The sequence below is a fragment of the Ruegeria sp. HKCCD4315 genome (assembly GCF_013112245.1).
Taxonomy (GTDB): domain Bacteria; phylum Pseudomonadota; class Alphaproteobacteria; order Rhodobacterales; family Rhodobacteraceae; genus Ruegeria.
Window position 1 is genome coordinate 1,391,739 of record NZ_WVRN01000001.1, and the last position, 23,150, is coordinate 1,414,888.

Annotated in this window: 18 protein-coding genes; 11 read left to right on the plus strand and 7 right to left on the minus strand. The window is 58.2% G+C overall.

The features are described 5' to 3' along the window. The first annotated feature begins 119 nt into the window (after positions 1 to 119). From GS646_RS06995 to GS646_RS07010, 4 genes are read left to right on the plus strand one after another with little or no spacing between them, the layout of a single operon-like run. A complete protein-coding gene (locus GS646_RS06995) occupies positions 120 to 2,384 on the plus strand; it encodes a PAS domain-containing sensor histidine kinase (RefSeq protein WP_171183447.1) in 2,265 nt (754 codons plus the stop codon). Beyond that, the gene (locus GS646_RS07000; protein ID WP_171090357.1) at positions 2,381 to 3,790 is read left to right on the plus strand and encodes a sigma-54 dependent transcriptional regulator; all 1,410 of its coding nucleotides are present in this window, start codon (positions 2,381 to 2,383) and stop codon (positions 3,788 to 3,790) included. Before GS646_RS06995 ends, GS646_RS07000 begins: the two co-directional genes overlap by 4 nt. 24 nt (positions 3,791 to 3,814) lie before the next feature. Next, positions 3,815 to 4,393 carry a helix-turn-helix domain-containing protein gene (locus GS646_RS07005; RefSeq protein ID WP_171648430.1) on the plus strand — a complete coding sequence of 193 codons (579 nt, stop codon included), beginning with the start codon at positions 3,815 to 3,817 and terminating at the stop codon, positions 4,391 to 4,393. A 53-nt stretch (positions 4,394 to 4,446) separates the two neighbouring features. Beyond that, on the plus strand, positions 4,447 to 5,610 hold the full coding sequence (locus GS646_RS07010; RefSeq protein ID WP_171183443.1) for an MFS transporter: 1,164 nt from the start codon (positions 4,447 to 4,449) through the stop codon (positions 5,608 to 5,610). Here the strand turns inward: GS646_RS07010 and GS646_RS07015 are convergent. Beyond that, positions 5,602 to 6,084 carry a hypothetical protein gene (locus GS646_RS07015; RefSeq protein WP_171183441.1) on the minus strand — a complete coding sequence of 161 codons (483 nt, stop codon included), beginning with the start codon at positions 6,082 to 6,084 and terminating at the stop codon, positions 5,602 to 5,604. The two genes, GS646_RS07010 and GS646_RS07015, sit on opposite strands and share 9 nt — an antisense overlap. Positions 6,085 to 6,180: 96 nt before the next feature. Between GS646_RS07015 and trkA the strand changes: the two genes are divergently transcribed. From trkA to GS646_RS07040, 5 genes are all read left to right on the plus strand, one after another. Beyond that, positions 6,181 to 7,557, plus strand: a complete 1,377-nt coding sequence (gene trkA, locus GS646_RS07020) for a Trk system potassium transporter TrkA (RefSeq protein WP_171090349.1) — start codon at positions 6,181 to 6,183, stop codon at positions 7,555 to 7,557. Further along, positions 7,557 to 9,095: a TrkH family potassium uptake protein gene (locus GS646_RS07025; protein ID WP_171090348.1), complete on the plus strand. Its 1,539-nt coding sequence runs from the start codon at positions 7,557 to 7,559 to the stop codon at positions 9,093 to 9,095. Before trkA ends, GS646_RS07025 begins: the two co-directional genes overlap by 1 nt. Before the next feature lie 132 nt (positions 9,096 to 9,227). Then, a complete protein-coding gene (gene hfq, locus GS646_RS07030) occupies positions 9,228 to 9,467 on the plus strand; it encodes an RNA chaperone Hfq (RefSeq protein ID WP_005982826.1) in 240 nt (79 codons plus the stop codon). Then, positions 9,467 to 10,738, plus strand: coding sequence for a GTPase HflX (gene hflX / locus GS646_RS07035; protein ID WP_171648428.1), 1,272 nt, complete (start codon positions 9,467 to 9,469; stop codon positions 10,736 to 10,738). The genes hfq and hflX overlap by 1 nt, the downstream gene beginning before the upstream one ends. An 18-nt stretch (positions 10,739 to 10,756) precedes the next feature. Continuing rightward, positions 10,757 to 11,065: a putative quinol monooxygenase gene (locus GS646_RS07040; protein ID WP_171183432.1), complete on the plus strand. Its 309-nt coding sequence runs from the start codon at positions 10,757 to 10,759 to the stop codon at positions 11,063 to 11,065. A 1-nt stretch (position 11,066) separates the two neighbouring features. Here the strand turns inward: GS646_RS07040 and GS646_RS07045 are convergent, their stop codons facing one another. The 4 genes from GS646_RS07045 to hemB form a co-directional block, all read right to left on the minus strand. Beyond that, positions 11,067 to 11,462, minus strand: coding sequence for a nuclear transport factor 2 family protein (locus GS646_RS07045; protein WP_171183430.1), 396 nt, complete (start codon positions 11,460 to 11,462; stop codon positions 11,067 to 11,069). A gap of 109 nt (positions 11,463 to 11,571) precedes the next feature. Next, positions 11,572 to 14,034 carry a penicillin acylase family protein gene (locus GS646_RS07050; RefSeq protein ID WP_171183428.1) on the minus strand — a complete coding sequence of 821 codons (2,463 nt, stop codon included), beginning with the start codon at positions 14,032 to 14,034 and terminating at the stop codon, positions 11,572 to 11,574. A gap of 170 nt (positions 14,035 to 14,204) precedes the next feature. Then, on the minus strand, positions 14,205 to 14,780 hold the full coding sequence (locus GS646_RS07055) for a YSC84-related protein (protein WP_171183426.1): 576 nt from the start codon (positions 14,778 to 14,780) through the stop codon (positions 14,205 to 14,207). 144 nt (positions 14,781 to 14,924) lie between these two features. Then, positions 14,925 to 15,923: a porphobilinogen synthase gene (hemB, locus tag GS646_RS07060; RefSeq protein ID WP_171183425.1), complete on the minus strand. Its 999-nt coding sequence runs from the start codon at positions 15,921 to 15,923 to the stop codon at positions 14,925 to 14,927. Between the two features lie 119 nt (positions 15,924 to 16,042). On the opposite strand from hemB, the gene GS646_RS07065 reads away from it, so the two are divergent. Both GS646_RS07065 and mfd read left to right on the plus strand, forming a co-directional pair. Then, positions 16,043 to 16,567, plus strand: coding sequence for a component of SufBCD complex (locus GS646_RS07065; protein WP_171183423.1), 525 nt, complete (start codon positions 16,043 to 16,045; stop codon positions 16,565 to 16,567). A gap of 21 nt (positions 16,568 to 16,588) precedes the next feature. Next, a complete protein-coding gene (gene mfd, locus GS646_RS07070; RefSeq protein ID WP_171183421.1) occupies positions 16,589 to 20,047 on the plus strand; it encodes a transcription-repair coupling factor in 3,459 nt (1,152 codons plus the stop codon). Between the two features lie 144 nt (positions 20,048 to 20,191). On the opposite strand, the gene GS646_RS07075 is transcribed toward mfd, so the two are convergent. Both GS646_RS07075 and GS646_RS07080 read right to left on the minus strand, forming a co-directional pair. Further along, complete coding sequence (locus GS646_RS07075) at positions 20,192 to 21,850, minus strand: tetratricopeptide repeat protein (RefSeq protein WP_171648426.1); 1,659 nt, start codon at positions 21,848 to 21,850, stop codon at positions 20,192 to 20,194. A 58-nt stretch (positions 21,851 to 21,908) separates the two neighbouring features. Further along, complete coding sequence (locus GS646_RS07080; RefSeq protein ID WP_171090329.1) at positions 21,909 to 23,117, minus strand: multidrug effflux MFS transporter; 1,209 nt, start codon at positions 23,115 to 23,117, stop codon at positions 21,909 to 21,911. Positions 23,118 to 23,150: the final 33 nt, after the last annotated feature.

Genomic DNA, 23,150 nt, shown 5'->3' on the forward strand with positions numbered 1-23,150 from the left:
GCCACACAAACCGTGGCATCCCGGCATCTGTTGGGAAAAGATCACGATATATGGCGGTAAGCCGCAAACGCGGCACATCAGGATGAGGGCAGACGGTGGCAACCCGAGCACAGAGCGGGATGATCCCATCGATAAGTCGATGGCGTAAATCACGAAAACTGCGCAATTTCGGTACCTTTGGGCTGGTCCTTTTGGGGCCAATTCTTGCGCTGGCAACCTATCTGGTCATTGGTCCCTTTGATCTTGGTGCAACGGCACCAACCCTGCGGCTGATTCTGTTGGCAGACCTCGTCTATGTACTTGTCGTCGCGGCACTGGTGCTGAGTCAGGTCGGCAGCTTGATTGCGGCGCGCAGGGCCAAGTCGGCGGGTTCGCGCCTTCATTTGCGTTTGATCGGGGCTTTTACACTGCTGGCGCTGGTGCCGACCGTAACCGTGGCGATTTTTGCCGGGCTCACGGTGAATATCGGCCTTGAAGGCTGGTTCTCGGACCGGGTTCGGCAAGTGGTGGGATCGTCCCTGACAGCGGCAGAAGCTTATGAACAGGAACACCGCCGCGGTTTGGTTCAGGACGCCTCGGTGCTGGCGCGGTTCCTGGACAATGCGCGTTCGCTGGATTTCTACATCTCGGATGCTGAACTGCGCGAAGTGTTGGCGCAGGGGCAGGCTCAGATCCAACGCGGATTGCGGGAAGCTTATGTCATCGACGGCAGCGGCGAGATCAAATCGCGCGGCGATCGGTCATATCTGTTCAACTACGAAGCACCCACTGCGGAACAGATGGCCGAGGCCACTGACACAGGGCTGCTGATCATAGCTGACTGGCCTAACAATGAATTCCGGGCACTAGTTCCCCTGACAGCTTATCTGGACCGTTACCTTTATGTCAGCCGCGAAGTGGACGGTCAGTTGCTGACCCTGCTGGATGACACCAAGGAAACGGCGCAGTTCTATCAACAACTCGAAAGCGAACGGGGAAGGGTGCTGTTCGAGTTCGGCCTACTTTATCTGGGCTTTGCATTGATCCTGATCCTTGCTGCAATGTCTTTGGGTATGTGGTTCGCAGAACGTTTGTCGCGCCCGGTTGGTCGGCTGACGACAGCGGCACAACGGGTCGGGGCCGGGGACCTGAGCGTTCAGGTTATAGAAGAGGCCAGCGATGACGAGATCGCCATGCTGGGCCGGTATTTCAACCAGATGACCCGGCAACTGAAAGGGCAGCGGGACACGCTGCTGGAAAACACACAGCAAATCGAAAGCCGCCGTCGCCTGTTCGATTCGGTACTCAGCTCGGTCACATCGGGTGTTGTCGGCGTTGACCCTGAGGGCTGCGTGACATTTGTGAACCGCTCGGCCGAACGGTTGCTGGACTGGTCGCGGGGAGAAGAGCACCTGGCCATTGGCATCGCGGTGCCAGAGTTTCTCCCTCTGTTCGAAAGCCTGAAAGACAGCGGGCAGGAGGCTGTCCAAGGTGAGGTCAAAGTCACCCGCAAGGGTCGGTTGGAAAACCTTCTGGTACGCATGGCCATCCGGCGCGGTGAAGACGGGGGGCTGGAAGGCTATGTGGTTGCCTTTGATGACGTGACCGATCTGGTCAGTGCGCAGCGGATGGCAGCCTGGGGCGACGTTGCCCGCCGCATCGCCCATGAGATCAAGAACCCTTTGACCCCAATTCAGCTGAGCGCGGAGCGCATCAAACGCAAGTTCGCGCGCAAGCTGGACGAAGAGGATTGCGAAAGCCTCGAGTCGATGACGGGTGTCATTGTGCGCCAGACCAACGACCTGCGTCGCATCGTGGACGAGTTTTCGAAATTCGCGCGGATGCCCGAGCCTGAGCGCCGCGAAGAAAATGTGGTCGAACTCGTGCGTGAAGCGGTTGTATTGCAACAGGCAGGGCAACCGGATGTGCAGATCGACGCGGATTTACCGCAGCACCCCATCATGGCTGATTTGGATGCGACGATGTTGCATCAGGCTCTGACGAACTTGATTAAAAACGCCGGAGAAGCGATTGGTACCCTTAAAGAAAAAGGGGCGCCGGATAATCTCAAGCCACAGATAAAAGTGGCAGTGTCCAGTGATGATGCAGGTACGGTCATCACCATTGCAGATAACGGGATCGGTCTGCCCGAGGATCGGGCGCGACTGTTTGAACCCTATGTGACCACACGCGACGAAGGGACGGGGCTGGGCCTGCCCATCGTCAAGAAGATCATCGAAGAACATGGCGGAGCGCTGACGCTTGAGGACGCGCCCGTCTTTGACGGACAGGACCATTTTGGCGCGATGGCCGTAATCCGTTTGCCGGGGGCCAATATGTCCTCGACCGTTGCGCCACAGAAGCAGGCAATTAGAACCAACAAACTGAAAGCAGGCCAAAGATGAGTGACATTCTGATCGTAGATGACGAGCGCGATATTCGCGAGCTGGTGTCCGACATTCTGGAGGACGAAGGCTATTCAACCCGGCTGGCGGCCAACTCGGACGAGTGTATGGCGTCCATCAATTCCGAACCGCCGGGGCTGTTGATCCTTGATATATGGCTGAAGGACAGCCGCATGGACGGGATCGACATTCTTAAGGCGGTGAAACGCGATAACCCGGATGTGCCGGTGGTGATCATTTCCGGGCACGGCAACATCGAAATCGCTGTAGCTGCTATCAAGCAGGGCGCGTATGACTTTATCGAAAAGCCCTTTAACATTGACCAGTTGATGGTGGTGATCCGCCGCGCGATGGAGACCTCTCGCCTGCGTCGCGAGAACGCGTCGCTCAAGCGCAAAGAGGTCAACAACTCGGACATGATCGGCAAATCCGCGTCGTTCCGGGCCATGCAGGGTCAGCTGGACAAAGTGACCAAATCAAATGGTCGCGTGATGCTGAGCGGTCCTGCCGGGTCGGGCAAGGAAATCGCAGCGCGCTATATCCACGCCCATTCCAACCGCGCCAACGCGCCCTTTGTGACCGTGAACTGTGCGGGGATCGAGCCAGAGCGCGTGGAAGAGGTTTTGTTTGGCCGCGAATCCGCTGAGCGCGGGGTCGAGCCCGGTTTGCTGGAAGAAGCCCACGGTGGTGTGGTTTACTTTGACGAAGTGGCGGATATGCCATTGGGCACGCAATCCAAGATCCTGCGGGTGTTGGTGGACCAGCAGTTTCAGCGTGTGGGCGGCTCCGACAAAGTGCGTGTGGATCTGCGGGTTATCTCGTCCACCAACAAGGATCTGGACGAAGAAATCGCAGCCGAGCGTTTCCGCGAAGAGCTGTACCACCGCCTGAACGTTGTGCCGGTTGCGGTTCCTTCGCTGGAAGATCGCCGCGAGGATATTCCGGTTCTGGCCCAGCACTTCATCGAAATGTGTAATGAAACCCAAGGTTTGCCGATCCGGGAACTGTCGGAAGAGGCTGTTGCCCTGTTGCAGACGATGACCTGGCCGGGGAATGTGCGTCAGCTTAAGAACCTGATCGAACGGGTTTTGATCCTGGGCGACGGAACCGGCCCGATCGAAGCGCGCGAGCTGCCAAGCGAAGAAGAAAAGACCGAAGATTCGGGCCGCGTCGTTCTGTCGGGTGCGCTGGCGACCTTGCCGCTGCGTGAGGCGCGCGAAGCGTTCGAGCGAGAGTACCTGCTGACACAGATCAATCGCTTTGGTGGCAATATCAGCCGCACGGCCAGCTTTGTCGGGATGGAGCGCAGCGCTTTGCATCGTAAACTGAAATCGCTGGGTGTCGTGACGTCGAACAAGTCCGGTGCACGTGTTGCGCAAATCGATGAGCCGGAACCGGCGGAGTAATCCGCCGGGACGGCTGGGCTGGCCATGAGTGTTTTGAGAGCAGTGAATCGGCTTGAAACCCGCGGCTATCCGGGGTTCGGAAAGCGCCTGAAACGGCTGCGCCGGTCGGTTGGGTTCAAGCAAGCTCATCTGGCTGAATTGTTGCAAGTGGATCAGGCAACCGTTTCGCGGTGGGAACGAGGCGGTCAGACACCGCCGCCCGAGACCCAACAGGCCGTCTTTGCGGCCCTTGGACCGGTCCGCGCTGATGACAGCGCATTGCGGCGGTTGGTCACGAGCTCGTCAGATTGTGTGCATTTGGTCGAAGAGGCGAGCCACAGGTGTCTTGCCTATTCGGCCAGCAGGGCGCGCGATTGGAAAACCAGCCAAAGCGCGCTGTTGGGAGTATCTCTGTGGCAGTTTGCAACGGATGAAATACAGGCGGCCGAGGCTGAACTCGACGCCGACGGATGGTGGGACATGCATACGCCCGCACCAAAGGCGTTCCTAACGTCCGAAGCTGTCCATGACCGCATTCGCATCAGCGCGGGCGAAATCATCTGGGAACGTCTGTATCTGTCTGACGGCACGCCTGTTCGTCTGGTCAGCGGATCCAGACACTGAGGCTGCATAATTTATGCGTTCCTTGATCCTGTTGCGCGCAGTAGAAGCGGCTTATGATACAGATATTTCAGGTTCTTCTTCTCTGGCTTGCTGGTCTGGGCGCGGCGACGCAATTTGCAAAAATTGCAGTTCCGTTTCCCGAGCTTGTCTTACTGTATCCTGATCACACCGAAACCATGGGATGGTTGCTGTCGATCATCAGCCTGATCGGAGCCTTGCTTGGGGCCTTGTCCGGGGCCATCGTGGGGCGGGTTGGGCCCTTGAAACTTTTGATCTTCGGCTTGTGCCTCGGTGGCGCGATTTCGGTGTTTCAGGCGACATGGCCCGGGTTTTACATCATGCTGGCCAGTCGCTTTGTCGAGGGGCTTTCACATCTGGCCATTGTCGTCGCTGCGCCCACACTGATCGCACAAATCACAACCGGCAAGGCGCGCAACATTGCGATGGTCCTTTGGAGCACATTCTTTGGCGTCGCTTTTGCGCTGAATGCGTGGATCGGATTGCCGCTGATCGCCGCTTTTGGTCTGACCACGTTCTTCCTGCTGCATGGTTTCTTGATGCTTGGAGTAGCTGGCGTGATCCTGATCTGCCGGATGCGCGTGCAATTTGCCTCTGACACCAAACCCTGGCAGTGGACAGAAGTGCTGAACGTTCATCTTCGCACCTATCGCTCTCCGTTCGTGTCAGCCCCGGCAGTGGGGTGGTTCTTTTATACGCTGACCTTTGTGTCTTTGCTGGCCATCCTGCCGGGTCGTTTGTCGGAAGAAATCAGCGCGCACGTCGCCGGGTTGATGCCGCTGGCTGGAATTGTCCTGAGTTGGATAGCAGTTCCCGTCCTATTGAATGTGATGCCCTGCGTCGCGGTGATCAATCTGGGGTTCGGGCTGGGCATTTTTTCCATTGCCGGGGCCTTCCTTGGTCTGCCGCTGGAGATAGTATGCGTTCTGCTGTTTGCCGTGTTGGGCCTTGTGCAAGGGGGCAGCTTTGCCGCCGTTCCAATCCTGAACCAAAAGGCCGAGGCGCAGGCGCTCAGCTATGGGGCCATGGCGCAGATGGGAAATGCGGGTAACTTGCTGGGCACACCGGTTCTGCTGGCGATTTTGTGGCGCGTGGATGAGGCCGGGATGCTGCTGAGTGTGATCGGAATTTATGCAATCGCGATCCTTGCGCATATCGCGCTGGCCCGCCAGCGCGCGGCACAAACGCGGTCAGCCTGACTGACCAGGTGAAATGATCTGAAAAGACCCGTCATCGAATTTGACAAAACACGATTGCGTCGTAAGCGGCGGCAATGTTGTTGTGCGCGTTGCAGGTACGCTTGATTTTACGTTTTGCTTGCAGGCTGGCAGGCTGACGGGGCGGAACCCTTTTTGCGCCATGCACTGCGCCTCGACCGTGTTGCGCAGGCCCTGGTTCACATCCACCGTGTAAACCCGGCCCGGCTGCCACCATCCCGGGGACTGGTAACACCGTCCCCGACCGTCGCAATAGGTGCGCCCGGGCCAGTATGTTGGCGGGCTTTGACGGATTTGATTGGCAACCGGCACTTCTTGTACCGCCTTAAGCTGACACTGTGTCGTCTCTTGCTGAAGGCGGGAAACGGTTGCCCCTTCGCGGTAATAGAGCGACAGCGGCCCGCCGCATGAGGACAGCACCATTAGGGTTGCAAGCATAGGAAACAGCGTTTTCATATGCTTATCTTGCCGCAGCTGCGCTGGGATGACAATTCAATTGACCGCTTTAGGGGCATCTGTCATTCAATCCTTTCAGGCAGAAGGGCCAGAAACATGAAGGTCATCATATGCGGTGCGGGTCAGGTTGGCTGGCAGATAGCGCGGCACCTTTCGGGCGAACTGAACGACGTAACGGTCGTGGACAACAATCCTGACCTCGTGCGCCGGGCGACGGAAACGCTGGATGTACAGGGCATTGCCGGGTTTGCTAGCTATCCTGACGTGCTGGAGCGGGCAGGGGCCCGTGACGCCGACATGATTATCGCCGCGACCCATTCTGACGAAGTGAACATGGTCACGTGTCAGATGGCGCATTCGGTGTTCTCGATCCAGCGCAAGATCGCGCGCCTTCGGTCGAAATCTTATCTGGAAGCCATTCATTCGGATCTTTATCGCCGCGATCACCTGCCCATCGATGTGGTGATCAGCCCGGAACGCGAAGTGGCCGCCGCCGCCATGCGCCGCCTGTCGGCCCCATCGGCCTTTGACACCGAAATTTTCATGGATGGCAAGGCGCAGCTGCTGGGTATCAGGGTGGAAGAGGACTGCCCAATCGTGAATACGCCGCTGCGGCAACTGACTGATCTGTTTTCCACACTCAGTTCGATTGTGGTGGGGGTCCGACGCGATGGCACGTTGTTTGCGCCTGAGTCCGAAGACCAGCTGTTTGTCGGTGATGAATGCTACGTCTTTACCAGTGTAAACGACGTGAACCGCACGATGGAGGTGTTCGGCAAGGCCCAGAAGCGTCAGGACCGAGTTGTGATTGTGGGGGGCGGCAACGTCGGATTGGAAGTCGCCAGCACCCTGGAAGAGCGCGAGAGCCGGGTGCGCGCCAAGATCATCGAACGGGATCGGAAATGCGCCGAAATCGCCGCCGAAGCGCTGGAGCGGACGATTGTTCTGCACGGGGACGGTTTGGATTCCGGTCTGCTGAGCGAGGCCGGCATCGACCGCGCTGATGCGATGCTGGCGGTCACGGATGACGACCGCACCAACATGCTGGCCGCCGTGCGTGCCAAGGCCGAAGGCTGTGCGCTTGCGATTGCTCTAATCAACGATCCCAGCATGGTTGCCCTGATGGGACCGTTGGGCATTGATGCCTATATCAACCCGCGCGCCACCACCGTCAGCTCGATCCTGCGCCATATCCGGCATGGGCGTGTTAGACAGGTGTATTCCATCGGCGATGCCGAGGCCGAGGTGATTGAGGCCGAGGTTCTGTCAACCTCTCCGATGGCGGGGCAGAAACTGCGCGATATCGATTTCCCCGAAGGTGTGCTGGTGGGTGCTGTGCGCAAAGGGGATGAGGTTCTGCGTCCGACGGGCAGTCTGCGGATCGATGAAAAGGATGTGGTTGCCATCTTTGCCATGGCCAAGGACGTGCCCGAGGTCGAACGCCTGATGCAGGTTTCAATCGATTTCTTCTGATGGCGCGCGCTGGGACACAACAGGTTGGGCTTTTGCGGCGATTGCCGTTGTTCCTGCTGATCTGGGCCATCGTGTCTCTGGCCATGTGGATTCCGGCTCTTTATGCGCTGGTACTGGATGATCACGAGACCTCGCGGTCATTTCTGTACTCGGGCATTCTGGGCCTGTTCCTGGTCTCCATCATCGCAATGGCGTCGTCGAATCGAATCCCGCGACGGGGCACTTTGGGGCAACTGGCGGTAATGTTGGGATGTTTCACCATCCTTCCTATTTTTCTTGCGATCCCGTTTCATGATGCGCTTGGCACGACCACGTTTCTGAACGCTTACTTCGATATGGTCAGCGCACTGACGACCACCGGGGCCGACCTGTTTCCTGACCACAACCGTCTAAGCGCGCCGCTGCACCTTTGGCGTGCGCTGGTCGGTTGGATGGGGGGCTTGCTGATGTGGATCGCGGCTGCCGCGATTCTGGCCCCGCTGTCCCTTGGTGGGTTCGAGGTGACTGCAAAAGGGCAACCCGGTCGCCCGGTATCGGGTGTCGCACAAAGCGAGCGCGTGGATCCCCGCGGCCGTTTGCTGCGTGTGGCGCGGGCGCTGACGCCGGTATATGCCGGGCTGACTGTAGTAATCTGGGTGCTTCTGCTGATCGCGGGTGAGGCCGGGCTAACGGCTGTCTGTCACGCGATGTCAGTGATGGCGACTTCGGGTATCTCTCCGGTTGGCGGCATGGAAGGCGCACAGGCCGGATTTACAGGTGAAGCAATCCTTTTCCTTTTCCTGTTCTTTGCCCTTTCGCGCCTGACCTTTTCGACTGATACCGCCACCACCGGATATTCACGTTTGGACAGAGACCCCGAGTTTCGCATCGGTTTGATGATCGTTCTTGCGGTCGCGTTGTTGCTGTTCTTCCGCGTGGTGGCTGGCGTGACGGAAATCGGCGGGCAGATTGCTCCGCTTCAGGCGTTGCAGGTGATCTGGGGCATGCTGTTCACTGTGCTGGCCTTCCTGACCACGGCTGGATTTGAAAGTGCGAACTGGAACGATGCCCAGCAATTGTCGGGTCTGGGTACGCCGGGGTTATTGCTGATGGGATTGGCGCTGATCGGCGGCGGCGTCGCCACCACTGCCGGAGGCGTCAAGCTGTTGCGGGTTTTTGCGTTGTACCTCAACGGCGCGCGAGAGATCGACCGCTTGATTTACCCTTCGTCCGTCAGCGGTGTCGGCGGCGGCAATCGGCGCATTCAAAGCGACGGGGCCTTTATCGCCTGGATCTTTTTGATGCTTTTCGCGCTGACGCTTGCGGTGTTTAACCTTTTGCTGGCGGCGATGGGGTCCGGTTTTGAACAGGCAATGGTGCTGAGTGTTGCCACTTTGACGACAACGGGTCCGCTGATCGAACTGGCCACGGACGTCCCAATTCGGCTAATTGATCTGTCTTCCGGGGCGAAACTGACGCTGTGTGCGGCGATGGTGATCGGTCGGCTTGAGACGCTTGCGATCATCGCCCTGATCACACCGTCGCTGTGGCGCGATTGAGCCGAACACGCCCCGCGGACGTTACCGCCTTATTTTTCATCTGGAATATCTCTTCGCGGCACTCCATACTCGCCGGGAGGGAGCGCGTTGGTCCGCAGCGCGTAGCAAGAACAATGGCGAGATTATAAAAATATGGCTTCGGACAGACAGAATCTTCAGGATGCCTTCCTGAACAATGTACGGAAAGCTAAGGTTCCGGTAACGATCTTCCTGATCAATGGCGTGAAGTTGCAAGGTGTGATCACCTGGTTCGACAATTTCTGCGTATTGTTGCGCCGCGACGGACAGTCGCAGCTGGTCTACAAGCACGCGATTTCAACCATCATGCCGTCACAGCCGATCAACCTGTATGAGGGCGAAGACGCCTCTTGATGGAACATGACCGGAGGCGCACCCGAGCCTGGGTGCTGCATCCCGAAATCAAATCAGATGAACAGCGCCGTGTCCCTGAACCGGCGCTGGCCGAAGCGGTTGCGCTGGCTGCCGCGTTGCCTGATCTGGAAGTGGTCGGGTCTGAAATCGTGCGCCTTCCTCGTGCGCAGGCCGGGTATCTCTTCGGCAGCGGTAAGATCGACGAGCTGCATGACCGCTTTCATGACCACAAGGTTGATCTGGTCCTGATCGACGGTCCGGTTACACCGGTGCAGCAGCGCAATCTGGAAAAGGCGCTGGAGGTCAAAATTCTCGACCGAACCGGGCTGATCCTTGAAATTTTCAGCGATCGCGCCCGCACCCGTGAAGGGGTGTTGCAGGTCGAGATGGCGGCTCTCAGCTATCAACGCACGCGATTGGTCCGGGCCTGGACCCACCTTGAACGGCAACGGGGTGGGCTGGGATTCGTTGGCGGACCGGGTGAAACCCAGATCGAAGCCGACCGCCGCGCAATTGACGAGCAATTGGTCAGGCTGCGGCGTCAGTTGCAGAAGGTGGTCAAGACCCGCACGCTGCACAGGGCCGCACGTGCCAAGGTGCCATATCCCATCGTTGCTCTGGTGGGGTACACCAACGCGGGCAAGTCAACGTTGTTCAACCGTCTGACCGGGGCCGAAGTCATGGCCAAGGACATGCTGTTTGCCACGCTGGATCCGACCATGCGGCGCGTTCAGCTTCCTGATGGCCCCGAGGTAATCCTGTCGGATACAGTGGGCTTTATCTCAAACCTGCCAACCGAGCTTGTGGCGGCCTTCCGCGCAACCCTCGAGGAAGTTCTGGGCGCGGACCTGATTGTTCATGTGCGTGACATCAGCCACGAGGAAACGGATGCGCAGGCGCAGGATGTTGAGTCCATCCTGACCTCTTTAGGTGTCGATGAAGAACGTCCACAGCTTGAAGTTTGGAACAAGATCGACCTGCTCAACCCCGAGGACAAGGACGCCGCATTGGCGCGGGCCGAGCGGGACCCGACTATCTTCTCAATCTCGGCTGTTACCGGCGAAGGCGTTGACCCGCTGTTGGCCGAGATCGCCACACTGCTTCAGGGGGCGCGGCACGAGGTAGTTTTGAAACTCTCTTTCGCCGAGGGGAACAAGCGGGCGTGGTTATTTCGTCAGGACGTTGTCCAGAGCGAGGATCAAACCGAGGACGGGTTCCGTCTGACCGTTTTGTGGACGGACAAACAGGCCGCGCAGTTTGCGTTGCTTTGAACAAGACAAGGGGCGGGCATGTCGGATGTATCGGATCAAAGGGTTTTCCTGAAAGGCCATATCGACGTGCCACCCGACCGGCTTGAAGCTGTGCGGGCAGCATTACCGCTCCACATCTCTCTCACACGGGCGGAAGAGGGCTGTATATCTTTCGAAGTTGTGGAAGATCAGGCAACGCCCGGGCGGTTCATGGTGTCAGAAGTGTTTGCAACGCAAGCGGCTTTTGACGCACATCAGGCACGGGCTAAGGCGTCAGACTGGTTTCAGGTCACGCAGGGAATACCCCGAAACTACACGATAGAAACGGCTGAGGATCGCGCGCGTTAAGCTATTTACCGTCAATCTGCCGTTGATAGTCATCTGCGTCGAACCAGCCCAGCGAAGACTTTACAAGATAGTCTGACGTCAATTCCCACTCTTCCCAACCGCGCGCCACAACGAGATTGCCAGTTTCAGCGTGGTGTCCTTCTAGGGTCCAAACAAAAATAGCGTGAGATCCAGCCCACCGCATCATATCGCAACGGACCTCTAAGTCCGGGAAGTCGGCGTAGAAGCCACGAGCCATATCGGCAATCGCAGCGCGCCCCTCTATGGGGTCGCCTCGGTTGATTGTGATTTGTCCATCAGGTGCAAAGAAGCCGGCAACTGCATCGGGGTCACCAGAACTCCATGCAATCGCGTAGTCCCGCGCAAGATTATTCAGGACATCCCGAATACTGGCCATATTCGCCCCCTTTTGGTCCCACATAATCGGTGGAATGATCATAGGCGAAAAAGGTTCAAGGTGCCACGACGCCCCGGAAATCGGGGCGAGGAGTTGCCGACTAGGCGGATTATCGCGGGATCAGATTGGTCACACCAACCGCAGCAGCACGCGCCAGATCAAGGTCCAACGACATGGGAATATACTCGCCACGCCGCCATAGCTGTGCCTGATCGTCGTAGTAGCGTGACAGGAAGTGCCCCGATTGACCGGTCGCGGTGATAAAGACCGAGCTGTTGGGATCAGCAAAGTCGTACACCCCACGATACCCGGCCCCGTGTACGTTCTGAAACGGATCCGGGCCTTCGCCCGAGGTGCGCCCGCGCAGCAACGTGTTGTCGCCACCGCTGGTCGATTGGCGGATGTTCACGAAATAGCGCAGGACAGGCACGTCGCCCAGAACCGGGTGATCATGCGTGGCCTGATGCGCATCGCCCCAGCGCAGGGATTCCAACGCGCTGCCATAGCGCTCAGAAATCCAGATCAGGGCGTCGTCCAGCGCCAGTCGGGCCATTTCGGTACACGTCTCAACCGGGGCGCTTTGTCGTACATCGCACCACACGCTTGCTCCGTCGATGTCGCGATAAACGCGCTCGATAAACAACGGTTCCACGTGTTTGTATTCGCTGGCCAGTGGCCCAAGCTCATCGGCGATAAGGCGGATCTGAAGAGCGCGCAACCATGCCGCATAGATCAACGGCTCGGGCAGGTGTTCGTTCATCTCACCGTTCCAATCCGCCAACAGCGACAAGGCGATCTGGCGTTGACGTTCCGGCGTGCCCTCGGGCGCAGACGCACCGGTGAACCACAAATCCGCACCGATTAGTGGCAACAGGGACCGTGCCGTAAAACTAACGGTATCAAGCTGCGCTTCGATAAAGCTGTCGCGGGTATGCACTTCGCGCGATTGCATCAGTCGATCCCAACGGTGCACGCGCTGTGTGTCGCCCCATTCGTAAGAGACATGGTTAGGAAAAGGACGGTCGATAATCTTGTTGTTCGTATTGCCCAGAATACCGCCAACCGGGGCGACAAATTCGGGATTGTCTGTATAGGGCAACCGACCCTGCCAGCGGTTTGTTTCAATCCAGCCGGGGCTTGGAATGCGCCCACGGCTTTGGTTTTGCAAATCGCGCTGCGGCATGGCACCGATCAACTTCATTCCGATGGTAGTCCGGTCAACCAGTGACAGGTTCTGTGACGGGGCAATGTATTGCTCGCCCGCCTGAATGGCCTGTTGCACATTGTCGGAATTCATCAGGGCCATGGATGCGGTCATTGACGTGTCACGGGGGCTCAGCGCTGTCCAGGATAGCGACGTCACATGGCCGGGCGGAGTGATTGTCTCAAGCTTGTAATCCGTGCCGGGCAGCACCGGGCCGTTGTCTGTCCAACGCAGCGTTAGTGTGACTGGCGCCTCGTCCTTGATGGCGATGATCGATGGGCGGGTCAGAAATTCCTTGTAGCCGTCCGGGGTCAGGTATTCCTCTGGGTTGTCCGGGTTCAATTGTTCTATGTGCAGGTCCTGATCATCCAGGTAAGACGAGGTCAGCCCCCATCCCAACCTGTCACTGCGTCCGGTCATAATGGCAGGAACACCGGGTATCGAGGCTCCGATCACACCGCCTTTTTCAAGATCAAGATGCGCCAGGTACCACACACCGGGTGCTGTGAAACCCAGATGCGGGTCGTTTGCCAGCAAAGTGCCTCCACTTGCCGACCGAGATGGGGCGGCGGTCCAGGCGTTCGATGCTCCGGCCAGACCGCGTTTTGGAAGCGGTGATAGAGGTGTCTCGGGTGCTTCCGTTCCGGCGGCATAGCGTGGAAGATTGGGGAAAAGGGATGCGTATTCCGGCAAAGCCGCGATACCGGGGCCTGGGACATCCGGCAGAATATCGGCAAGACGTTCTGGGTTGTTCAGCATCAAAGACGTGCGGGCGCGCAGAACTTCGTCAGTCAAATGCCCAGACAATTGCAGCGCCATCAACTTTATGATCGCAAGGCTATCGCCCGGTTGCCACGGTGATACCGGGGCGTTGAACAGGAACATTTCCGGTGCACCGCGACCCAGCGCCTGTTCATTGATTTCAGTCAACCTTGCATTGACCCCGGCCGCATACGCCCGCAATGCGGCTTTGGTGTAGTCGTCCTGCACCTCGACCGAACGATGAGCGAGGCCATAGAGATCCAGCCGCCGCAGCAATTTGTCGATGCGAAGAGTGCGTGTGCCAAAAACTTCGGACAAACGGCCTTGTGCAGTCCGGCGCATCACGGTCATTTGCCAAAGCCTGTCCTGTGCATGGGTGTACCCTAGGCCAAAGAACACATCGGGATCGGTCTGGCCTAAAATATGCGGCACGTTGGCGGTGTCGCGTACGATCTCGACAGGGGCGGTCAGACCATCAACTTCAAGGGTCTGGTCGTAATCCGGCAGGGATTGGCTGGCCAGGAAATAGACAAGGCCAATCGCGGCGAGGATCAGAATAATCAGACCCGACGCGATGCGCACCAGCCAGCGGAAAACAAGACCCATTACTGCCCCATATTATCATTCGAATTCAGATTGCGCCGAGACTAGAGGATGGCGGGTCTGACCGAAAGAGGAACGCCGCAAGAACCTGCGCGGAAAGGTTTGTAAACACTTGCCCCGCCGCAGTGTTGTGCTGCGACGGGGACCATGTGTGGGGGAAGTGGTAATCCGGATTATGGAATGATGCGCGTGTATTTCGTGCCTTCGATGGTCGCGCCAAATTTCAGACCGGCCTGACCAAAGACCGCCGCCAGCACCGGCGAACGCAATGTTGTTGTGTCCGCAGACAAGGAATTCCCAGTTGCGTCAACCACATATCCAATGTCGGCTCCGGCTGTCCATCCGCTGGAACGGCGGAAATCATTCAACGCATCTTCGGTCATGAAGAACAGAACATGCGCATATTGCTGCGCCCCAAATTGCAGGCCGGCGGTCCCGGAAATTGCGGAATAGTAATCGACTGTCGCCCCGTTGATGCGCAGCGCGCCTTGGCCGTAGGCACCCCCAAAAATGATCAATCCGGCGTCGGTGATCAGGGGCATAACCAACATCCCGTTGGCCTTGTTCACGATCTCAACCGTGTTGGGATACTTCGCGTACATCTCCGTCAGCGTGGCGTCGACGCGAGCGTCGATAGTAGCGGCGTTCGAATTGCCGACGCCGTTGCCGCAGGCGGTGGTCAAGGTCAGACCAGCCATGCCAAAGGCAAAGCCGCGACGGCTCAGTCGGGGGGAAGGGGAACTGCTCATGGTTTTTATATCTCTGTAACTGTGCCTGATGTGTCGGGTGATCCCGATCTTGCTGGCAAGGATACGCCGATTAGGGCGATGTGTCACGGGAAAGCTGCCGGAAGCAGCCTGTTTGTCGGCGAAAAATTGCGACTCTTTGGGGTTTTAGCCCTGAAGGATGCGTGCGACCTGCGGCGAGAAATAGGTCAGAATGCCGTCACATCCCGCGCGCTTGAAAGCCAACAGACTTTCCAACATCACCTTGTCGCCGTCGATCCAGCCATTCTGCGCAGCCGCCTGGATCATCGCATATTCGCCCGAGACCTGATAGGCGTAAGTCGGCGCGCCAAAGCTGTCTTTTACCCGGCGGCAAATGTCCAGGTAGGGCATGCCCGGCTTGATCATCACCATATCCGCTCCCTCAGACAGGTCACGCTCGATCAGGCGCAGCGCTTCGTCCGAGTTGGCCGGGTCCATCTGATAGGTTTTCTTGTCACCGGTCAGCGCGCCAGAGGCCCCAACGGCATCACGGAAGGGGCCGTAGAATGCGCTCGCGTATTTCGCGGCATAGCTGAGGATCATGACGTTGTGGTGGCCAGCGCCCTCTAACGCGCGGCGCATTTCGCCAATCCGACCGTCCATCATGTCTGATGGGCCGATAATATCCGCTCCGGCCTCGGCCTGGGCAAGGGTCATTTTGACCAGTGCCTCGACGGTCTGATCATTCACGATCTCACCATCAACGACGTAACCGTCATGTCCGTTGATATTGTAGGGGTCCAGCGCCACGTCGGTCATCACGGCAATATCCGGTGCGGCAGATTTGATCGCCCGGACAGCGCGATTCGAAAGATTGTCTGGGTTCCATGCCTCGGCACAATCTTCGGTCTTCAGCGACGAATCCGTGTATGGAAAGATGCAAATCGCAGGAATTCCAAGCGCTTGTGCTTCGGTTGCGGCTTTGGCAATCAAATCAACCGACCGCCGCACGACACCCGGCATCGAAGGCACAGGTTCTTCGATCCCTTCGCCATCGCGCACGAAAACCGGCCAAATCAGGTCTTGTGTGGTCAGCGTATTTTCACGCACCAGCCCCCGAATTGCCTCGGACTGACGGGCCCGCCGAAAGCGGGTCAGGGGGTAGGGGGCAATGGTTGGTTTCATGGCGCGTTCTCCTTGAACATTCCAGCATTGGGTGGCATGAATTCACAAAGGTCTCAAGGGTATCAATGGACGCGCCGCCGCGATAAACCCCCCTGAGTTGTTTGAATAAAGGGTTGGGTTTGGACTGGTACTCTTCGATTTTTGAACTCATCGACATGCGCAGTTTTTCGAATCTGTGGTACTGGATTGTGCTGGCGGTGGTCTGGTCGTCGGCAAGCCACTGGGTGATGGGCATTCCGTATGATCTGGTTGTACGCGCGCGACGGATCGGCGGGCAGGTCGAGGTCGATCTTTTGGACATCGTACGCATCAACACGAACCGAATTTTGCTGATCGTTGACATGTCGGGTACCATCCTATTGGCTTTTGCAAGTTTCATGCTGACCGGTCTGGCGACACTGGGGTTTTATTACGACGTTGAATTTGCGCAGGCGGTTTTTTTGCTCATGTTTCCGATGATGCTGGTTCTTTTGGTGAATATCTCACAGGCCAGGCGTCTGCGTCGGCAGGAACTGACGCTTGAAACCGTCACCAAGACCATTTCCCGCTGCCGTCTTTATACCCAGATCATCGGCATGATCTCGATACTGGTCACTTCGTTCTGGGGCATGTATCAGAACATTTCGATTGGCGTTCTGGGTTAGACTTATCTGAAAGGCGAGGCGATGAAGGCTCCGAACCACGTAACAGTTGGCGGCGCCCCTGAAGGGTTTGACGCACAACTTGTGCTGAACGAAATCGCCCGCAGCAACGGGCCGGTGGCCCATGTCGCGCGTGACGACAAGCGGATGGAAGCGATGCGCGCTGCGCTGGCCTTCTTTGCCCCCGACATGCCGGTCTTTGTATTCCCCGGCTGGGATTGTCTGCCTTATGACCGTGTGTCGCCGAACGCGGATATTTCGGCGGCCCGGGTGGCCACATTGGCCGCTCTGGTCCACCAGATGCCGCAAAAATTCGTGCTGCTGACCACGCTGAATGCCGCCACCCAACGCGTGCCAGCGCGTGAGGTGCTGCGCGAGGCGGCGTTTACCGCAGGTGTTGATCAGCGCATCGACGAGACCGCTTTGCGAAACTTTCTGGTGCGCATGGGGTTCACCCAAAGCCCAACAGTGATGGAGCCCGGCGATTATGCCATTCGCGGGGGCATTATCGACATCTTCCCGCCGGGCGAATCCGGCCCCGTTCGTTTGGATCTATTCGGAGACGTTCTGGACGGCGCGCGCCGCTTTGATCCGGTGTCTCAGCGCACCACTGAAAAGCTGGATGTGGTTGAACTTGCACCTGTATCCGAGGTCATTCTGGACGAGGCCGCTATTACCCGGTTCCGCCAGAACTATCGCATCGAATTTGGCGCGGCAGGTACAGATGATCCGCTCTACGAGGCGGTCAGTGCGGGGCGCAAACATCAGGGCATCGAACATTGGCTGCCGTTTTTTCACGACAAGCTTGAGACGCTGTTCGACTATCTGCCGGATGCCACGATCACCGTAGACGATCAGGTCACACCAGCACGTCTGGCGCGGTGGGATACGATTGCCGATCAATATGAAACCCGTCGTCTGGCTTTGGAAAACCGGTCCCGCATGGACACGGTTTACAAACCCACCCCCCCGGGTCTGTTATACCTCGACGATGCCGCGTGGGAGGCTGCGGTCGCAGATCGCAGGGTTATGCAGTTCAGCCCCTTGCCGCAGGCTTCTGGTCCCGGTGTCATCGACGCAGGCGGGCGGATCGGGCGCAACTTTGCTCCAGAACGCCAGCAGGAGAACATTAGCCTGTTTGGCGCTTTGGCCAGCCACATCACATCCAAGCTCGACAAAGGCCCTGTGTTGATCGCCTCTTATTCAGAAGGTGCGCGCGAACGTCTGACCGGTTTGATCGAAGATGAAGGTCTGGCCGAGGCCATCCCGGTGACGAACGGCACCCGCATCGGCAAACGCGGCTTGCACCTTGCTGTTTGGGCACTGGAGCACGGGTTTGAAACCCCTGTCCTGACAGTCATCGCAGAACAGGACGTGCTGGGCGACCGCCTGATCCGCCAGCCCAAGAAGCGCCGCAAGGCCGAGAACTTCCTGACCGAGACCCAATCGCTGTCCCCCGGCGATCTGGTGGTGCATGTGGACCACGGGATCGGTCGTTACATGGGGATGGAGGTCGTTACAGCTGCAGGCGCCGCGCACGAATGCCTGCTGCTGGAATACGCCGAGCAAGCCAAGCTGTACCTGCCGGTCGAAAATATCGAACTTCTGTCGAAATACGGCCATGACGAAGGTTTGCTGGACCGTCTTGGTGGTGGTGCATGGCAGGCCAAGAAAGCCAAGCTGAAGGAACGCATCCGCGAGATGGCGGATAAGCTGATCCGCATCGCCGCTGAACGTGCCCTGCGTAAGGCTCCGGTGATGGACCCGCCGCCCCATGCGTGGGAAGAGTTCAGCGCGCGCTTCCCCTATCAGGAAACCGATGACCAGCTGCGGGCCATCTCGGACGTGATGGAAGACATGCATTCCGGCGCACCGATGGATCGCCTGATCTGCGGCGACGTGGGCTTTGGCAAAACCGAGGTCGCCATGCGCGCGGCCTTTGTGGCAGCCATGTCGGGCGTGCAGGTGGCCGTCGTGGCACCCACAACACTTTTGGCCCGCCAACACGCGGCAAGCTTCAAGGAACGGTTCCGCGGCTTTCCGCTGGAAGTGCGGCAACTCTCGCGGTTTGTATCTGCGAAAGAGGCGCAGCAAACCCGTGATGGTCTGGCACGCGGAACGGTGGACATCGTGATCGGCACGCACGCGCTGCTAGCCAAGAACATCCGTTTCAACAATCTGGGCTTGCTGATCATCGACGAGGAACAGCATTTCGGCGTGGGTCACAAAGAACGCCTGAAGCAACTGCGCAGTGACATTCACGTGCTGACCTTAACCGCGACTCCGATACCTCGGACGCTGCAATTATCGCTGACCGGCGTGCGCGATCTGTCGATCATTGGAACCCCTCCTATCGACCGCTTAGCCATCCGAACATATGTCAGCGAGTTCGATGCCGTCACGATCCGAGAGGCGCTGCTGCGTGAACACTATCGCGGTGGGCAGAGTTTCTATGTGGTGCCCCGTATTTCGGACCTGCCGGAGATTGAAGAGTTCCTGAAAAACCAACTGCCTGAACTGACCTATGTGGTGGCGCATGGTCAGATGGCCGCGGGCGAGCTCGACGACCGAATGAACGCGTTTTACGACGGCAAATATGACGTGCTGCTGGCCACTACGATTGTGGAAAGCGGGCTCGATATTCCCACCGCAAACACAATGGTTGTTCACCGCGCGGATATGTTCGGTCTTGCGCAGCTCTATCAGATACGGGGCCGGGTGGGGCGGTCCAAGACGCGTGCCTATGCCTATCTGACCACCAAGCCGCGTCAGAAACTGACCGCTACGGCCGAAAAACGCCTGCGCGTTCTGGGCTCGCTGGATACGCTGGGGGCCGGGTTCACTCTGGCGTCGCAAGACCTGGACCTTCGCGGAGCAGGCAACCTTTTGGGTGAGGAACAGTCCGGCCAGATGCGCGACGTGGGGTACGAGCTCTACCAATCCATGCTGGAAGAGGCGATTGCCAAGATCAAGGCAGGTGAGATGGAGGGGCTGTCGGATGCCGACGATCAATGGGCCCCGCAGATCAATCTGGGCGTGCCGGTTCTGATCCCTGAAGACTACGTACCCGATCTGGATGTGCGCTTGGGCCTGTATCGCCGCCTGTCCTCGCTGTCGACTAAGGTGGAGCTGGAAGGGTTTGCTGCCGAACTGATCGACCGGTTCGGAAAACTGCCAAAAGAGGTCAACACTCTGATGCTGGTCGTTCGCATCAAGGCGATGTGCAAGCGCGCCGGGATTGCCAAGCTGGATGGCGGCCCGAAGGGCGCAACCATTCAGTTTCACAACGACAAGTTTGCCTCGCCACAGGGGCTGGTCGAATTCATCCAGAACCAGCGCGGTATGGCCAAGGTCAAAGACAACAAGATCGTGGTGAGGCGCGACTGGAAGAAAGACAGCGACAAGATCAAAGGGGCTTTCGCCATTGCCCGTGATCTGGCCGAAAAAGTGGTCGCGGTAAAGAAAAAGGCCAAGGCAGGTTGAATTGTGGGCGGGGGGCGCTGCCCCCGCTGCGCGTTCCGCGCATCTCCCCCGAGGTATTGACGGCCAGATGAAGGGCGGATCCCAGCTTCATCTGGCTAAAAATACCTCAGCCGGAGGCATCGCGCGGCAGCGCGATCTATCCCATTAGTCACGCATCGCAGCCTGCGCACAGAAGCAAGAGGCCGCCACCATTTGGTCGGCTCGGGCCAAGGCCAGGTCGAGCCGCTGTTTGATTTGGCGGATTTCTGTCGCTTCCTTCCTCGCTGCGAGGCAATCGTGTAACCCCTTCAGGCTCCACACATTGTCGGGGTGGATCGAGGCGCGGCTGAGGCTTCCGCCCAAGCCCAGATCTTCGCGATAAACCTCTTCGGCCTCGGCGACGTGGCCTTGTTCGAAAAGCAAAGCGCCAAGCGCGTGGCGGGTGGGCTGCATCCAGCCCCAGGGTTCGTCATAGGGCAGGGTGTCGTCCAACTCGACTGATTGACGCAAATGAGCAAAAGCAATCTCGAAGTGGCCTTTGCGATATTCGATCTCGCCGCGCAGCATTTCCCGGGCAATCTCCAGCAGGTCGATCACGCGGTTGTTGTGCAGCCTGCGGGTTTCGGGAACGCATTCCTTGGCTGCGAGAAACAGGTTCTCTTCAGCTTCGGCGTGGATGATATCTCCCGTAGCGGCATGCGCGATGGCACGGGCGTAGTGGGTCGTGGCCGTCAGGGTGCGGTACAGGTCCGGATCTGAGGGCAGGTCCAGCGCTTTCGCCTCTTCCCAGCGGCCAAACCGGATCAGGATGTGTGGCCCCATGGACATGTAGCTTTCGAAGAAATCCGCCATGGGCGGGCTTTCGATACGCAGCATTTCTTCGGGCGTTGTTTCCCAAAGGCCCTGATTGGCGCGCAGGGCGGGTTCGATCTGTCCCAGAAACAGGGCGCCGTAGATTGCAAAATGGTAGTTGTGCTGACGATAGCCAGTGTAGATGTTGAACGCACCTTCGCGTTCGTAATACTTCAAGTCAGCTTCCGAGGCTTTTTCGTTCCAGTGCACCACATTTTGGTAATGGCCGCACAGCACATCAATATGGGTTGGCATATGCACCAGATGCCCCGCATCCGGTACTAAAGTGCGCAGTATATCCCCGGCTTTCAAAGCTTTTTCAGGCGTGGGCGACATCTCCATCAGGTGGACATAGAGGTGCAGCAGGCCAGGGTGTGTCATGGCGGCTGGATCGTTGGCCATGGCCCATTCCAGCACGTCTTGGGCTTCACGTGTGGCTGCGCCTTCGGCGGGTTGGCCGGTTTTCAGATCCCACATCTGCCAAGGGGTCAGGTTCAGCAACGCTTCGACATAGACCGTGCGCAGGTCGAGGTGCTCTTGATGCGCCGCAAACGCCGCCCGCATTGCGTCGGCAAAGTCATGGTCCCACTGGTGCATGTCTTCGATTGGGTCGGGTTGCGGGTAGCGCGCGGGAAGGGCATGGATCAGAGCTTGCTCAACAGGCGTGCAGGTATCGGCATAGTCCAATGCCTTCTGCATTGCATCATGGGCCAGCGTAAGTGCCTTTTTTCGCCCTCGCTCATCCTGCAAGTCCCATGGCAAGTTATAATTGGGACCTGCCGCGTAGGCGACGCCCCAATGGGCCATGGCGCATTTGGGGTCATGCTCGACCGCGCGTTGAAAACACGCAACGGCTTCTTCGTGGTTGTACCCGTAGGTCCAGTTCAAGCCACGGTCGAACCAACGCTGCGCCTCTGGGTTCGTCGTTGAAACCGGGCAGGTGTATGTGCCCAGATCGTAATAATCACTCATCGAAAAACCTCCCCGCAGCCTGGGCTTAGGGTAGCGTGTTTCGGGGAGGTTGCACAGATCAGGCTGGCAGTCGCTGTTCCACCCGGCCCATATGCAGCATCAGGCCGAAAGCCAGAACACACATGGTCAGGATACCAAATGTCAAAGGAGCAATTGACCCATCGAACAGCAATCCGATCGGCGCGGCAATTGCTGCGGCCAACACTGTTGAAATCGATCCAATGACCGATGCCGCCATTCCGGCAATGTGCCCCATCGGTTCCATCGCGATGGCGTTCAGGTTGCCGATCGTGATGCCTGCCATGAAGAAAACCATGGTTTGCCAAAAGACGAACAGCGCAAATGACGTTGTTGGAGACAGGTTGGTCATGTTCAGGAGAATGACCATTGATGTAATTGCGATCTGAGCGCCAAAGGCAAATGTCACCATCCGCCGCATTCCGACGCGCACCACCAACGCGGCGTTCAGCAGGCTGGCCGAGCCAGACATCAGAGCGACAAAGCCGAACCAAAAGGGAAAGCTATCGGCCCGGCCGTGGATCACATCATAGACCGGCTGTACCATGGTCAGCATGGTGAACAGCATTCCCATGCACAGGGTTTGTACAAGGATCGACAGGCGCACTGTTGGATGGGCAAACATCTCTTGCACAGCGGCGATCATCAGGGGCAGGCGGAAGGGGCGGCGATTTTCGACAGCGAGAGACTCGGGCAGACGAACGCTCATCCAGCCGACGACAATAAGCGCAAACAAGATGAACGAAACAAAGATACCGCGCCAGCCAAACAAAGCGATGACACCTGCGCCTAGCATCGGTGCGATGGCAGGGACCAGTGTGAAGATCATCATCGCAATCGAGATGATGCGGGCCATCTCACGCCCGGAATAGAGATCCCTGATGATGGCCATGGCGACCACACGCGGACCAGCGGCTCCCAGACCCTGCACAACGCGCGCAATCAGTACCAGTTCCAGCGATGAACTCGCCCATGCAACCGCAGATGCCGCGATATACAAAAGTGCGCCACCAAAGATCACCGGCTTGCGTCCCAGCGCGTCCGAGATCGGGCCGGTAAAGAATGTGCCGATCCCCATGCCCAACACAAAGGACGTCAGGATCAACTGCGCCCGGTTAATATCATCGGGGCTAAGCTGCGCGCCGATTTCTGGCAGGGCGGGCAGCATTGAATCGATCGAAAAGGCGATGGTAGCGAACATCATTGCGACCAAAGCAATGAACTCCGCCTTCGACATGCGGTTGGCCATGAAGCACTCCTAACCCGTTCGCGCTATCACGGA

Bases quoted from the DNA above. Each gene is read 5' to 3' on its own strand.
- GS646_RS06995 (WP_171183447.1), top strand. From the start codon at position 120: ATGATCCCATCGATAAGTCGATGGCGTAAATCACGAAAACTGCGCAAT.
- GS646_RS07000 (WP_171090357.1), top strand. From the start codon at position 2,381: ATGAGTGACATTCTGATCGTAGATGACGAGCGCGATATTCGCGAGCTG.
- GS646_RS07005 (WP_171648430.1), top strand. From the start codon at position 3,815: ATGAGTGTTTTGAGAGCAGTGAATCGGCTTGAAACCCGCGGCTATCCG.
- GS646_RS07010 (WP_171183443.1), top strand. From the start codon at position 4,447: ATGATACAGATATTTCAGGTTCTTCTTCTCTGGCTTGCTGGTCTGGGC.
- GS646_RS07015 (WP_171183441.1), bottom strand. From the start codon at position 6,084: ATGAAAACGCTGTTTCCTATGCTTGCAACCCTAATGGTGCTGTCCTCA.
- trkA (WP_171090349.1), top strand. From the start codon at position 6,181: ATGAAGGTCATCATATGCGGTGCGGGTCAGGTTGGCTGGCAGATAGCG.
- GS646_RS07025 (WP_171090348.1), top strand. From the start codon at position 7,557: ATGGCGCGCGCTGGGACACAACAGGTTGGGCTTTTGCGGCGATTGCCG.
- hfq (WP_005982826.1), top strand. From the start codon at position 9,228: ATGGCTTCGGACAGACAGAATCTTCAGGATGCCTTCCTGAACAATGTA.
- hflX (WP_171648428.1), top strand. From the start codon at position 9,467: ATGGAACATGACCGGAGGCGCACCCGAGCCTGGGTGCTGCATCCCGAA.
- GS646_RS07040 (WP_171183432.1), top strand. From the start codon at position 10,757: ATGTCGGATGTATCGGATCAAAGGGTTTTCCTGAAAGGCCATATCGAC.
- GS646_RS07045 (WP_171183430.1), bottom strand. From the start codon at position 11,462: ATGGCCAGTATTCGGGATGTCCTGAATAATCTTGCGCGGGACTACGCG.
- GS646_RS07050 (WP_171183428.1), bottom strand. From the start codon at position 14,034: ATGGGTCTTGTTTTCCGCTGGCTGGTGCGCATCGCGTCGGGTCTGATT.
- GS646_RS07055 (WP_171183426.1), bottom strand. From the start codon at position 14,780: ATGAGCAGTTCCCCTTCCCCCCGACTGAGCCGTCGCGGCTTTGCCTTT.
- hemB (WP_171183425.1), bottom strand. From the start codon at position 15,923: ATGAAACCAACCATTGCCCCCTACCCCCTGACCCGCTTTCGGCGGGCC.
- mfd (WP_171183421.1), top strand. From the start codon at position 16,589: ATGAAGGCTCCGAACCACGTAACAGTTGGCGGCGCCCCTGAAGGGTTT.
- GS646_RS07075 (WP_171648426.1), bottom strand. From the start codon at position 21,850: ATGAGTGATTATTACGATCTGGGCACATACACCTGCCCGGTTTCAACG.
- GS646_RS07080 (WP_171090329.1), bottom strand. From the start codon at position 23,117: ATGGCCAACCGCATGTCGAAGGCGGAGTTCATTGCTTTGGTCGCAATG.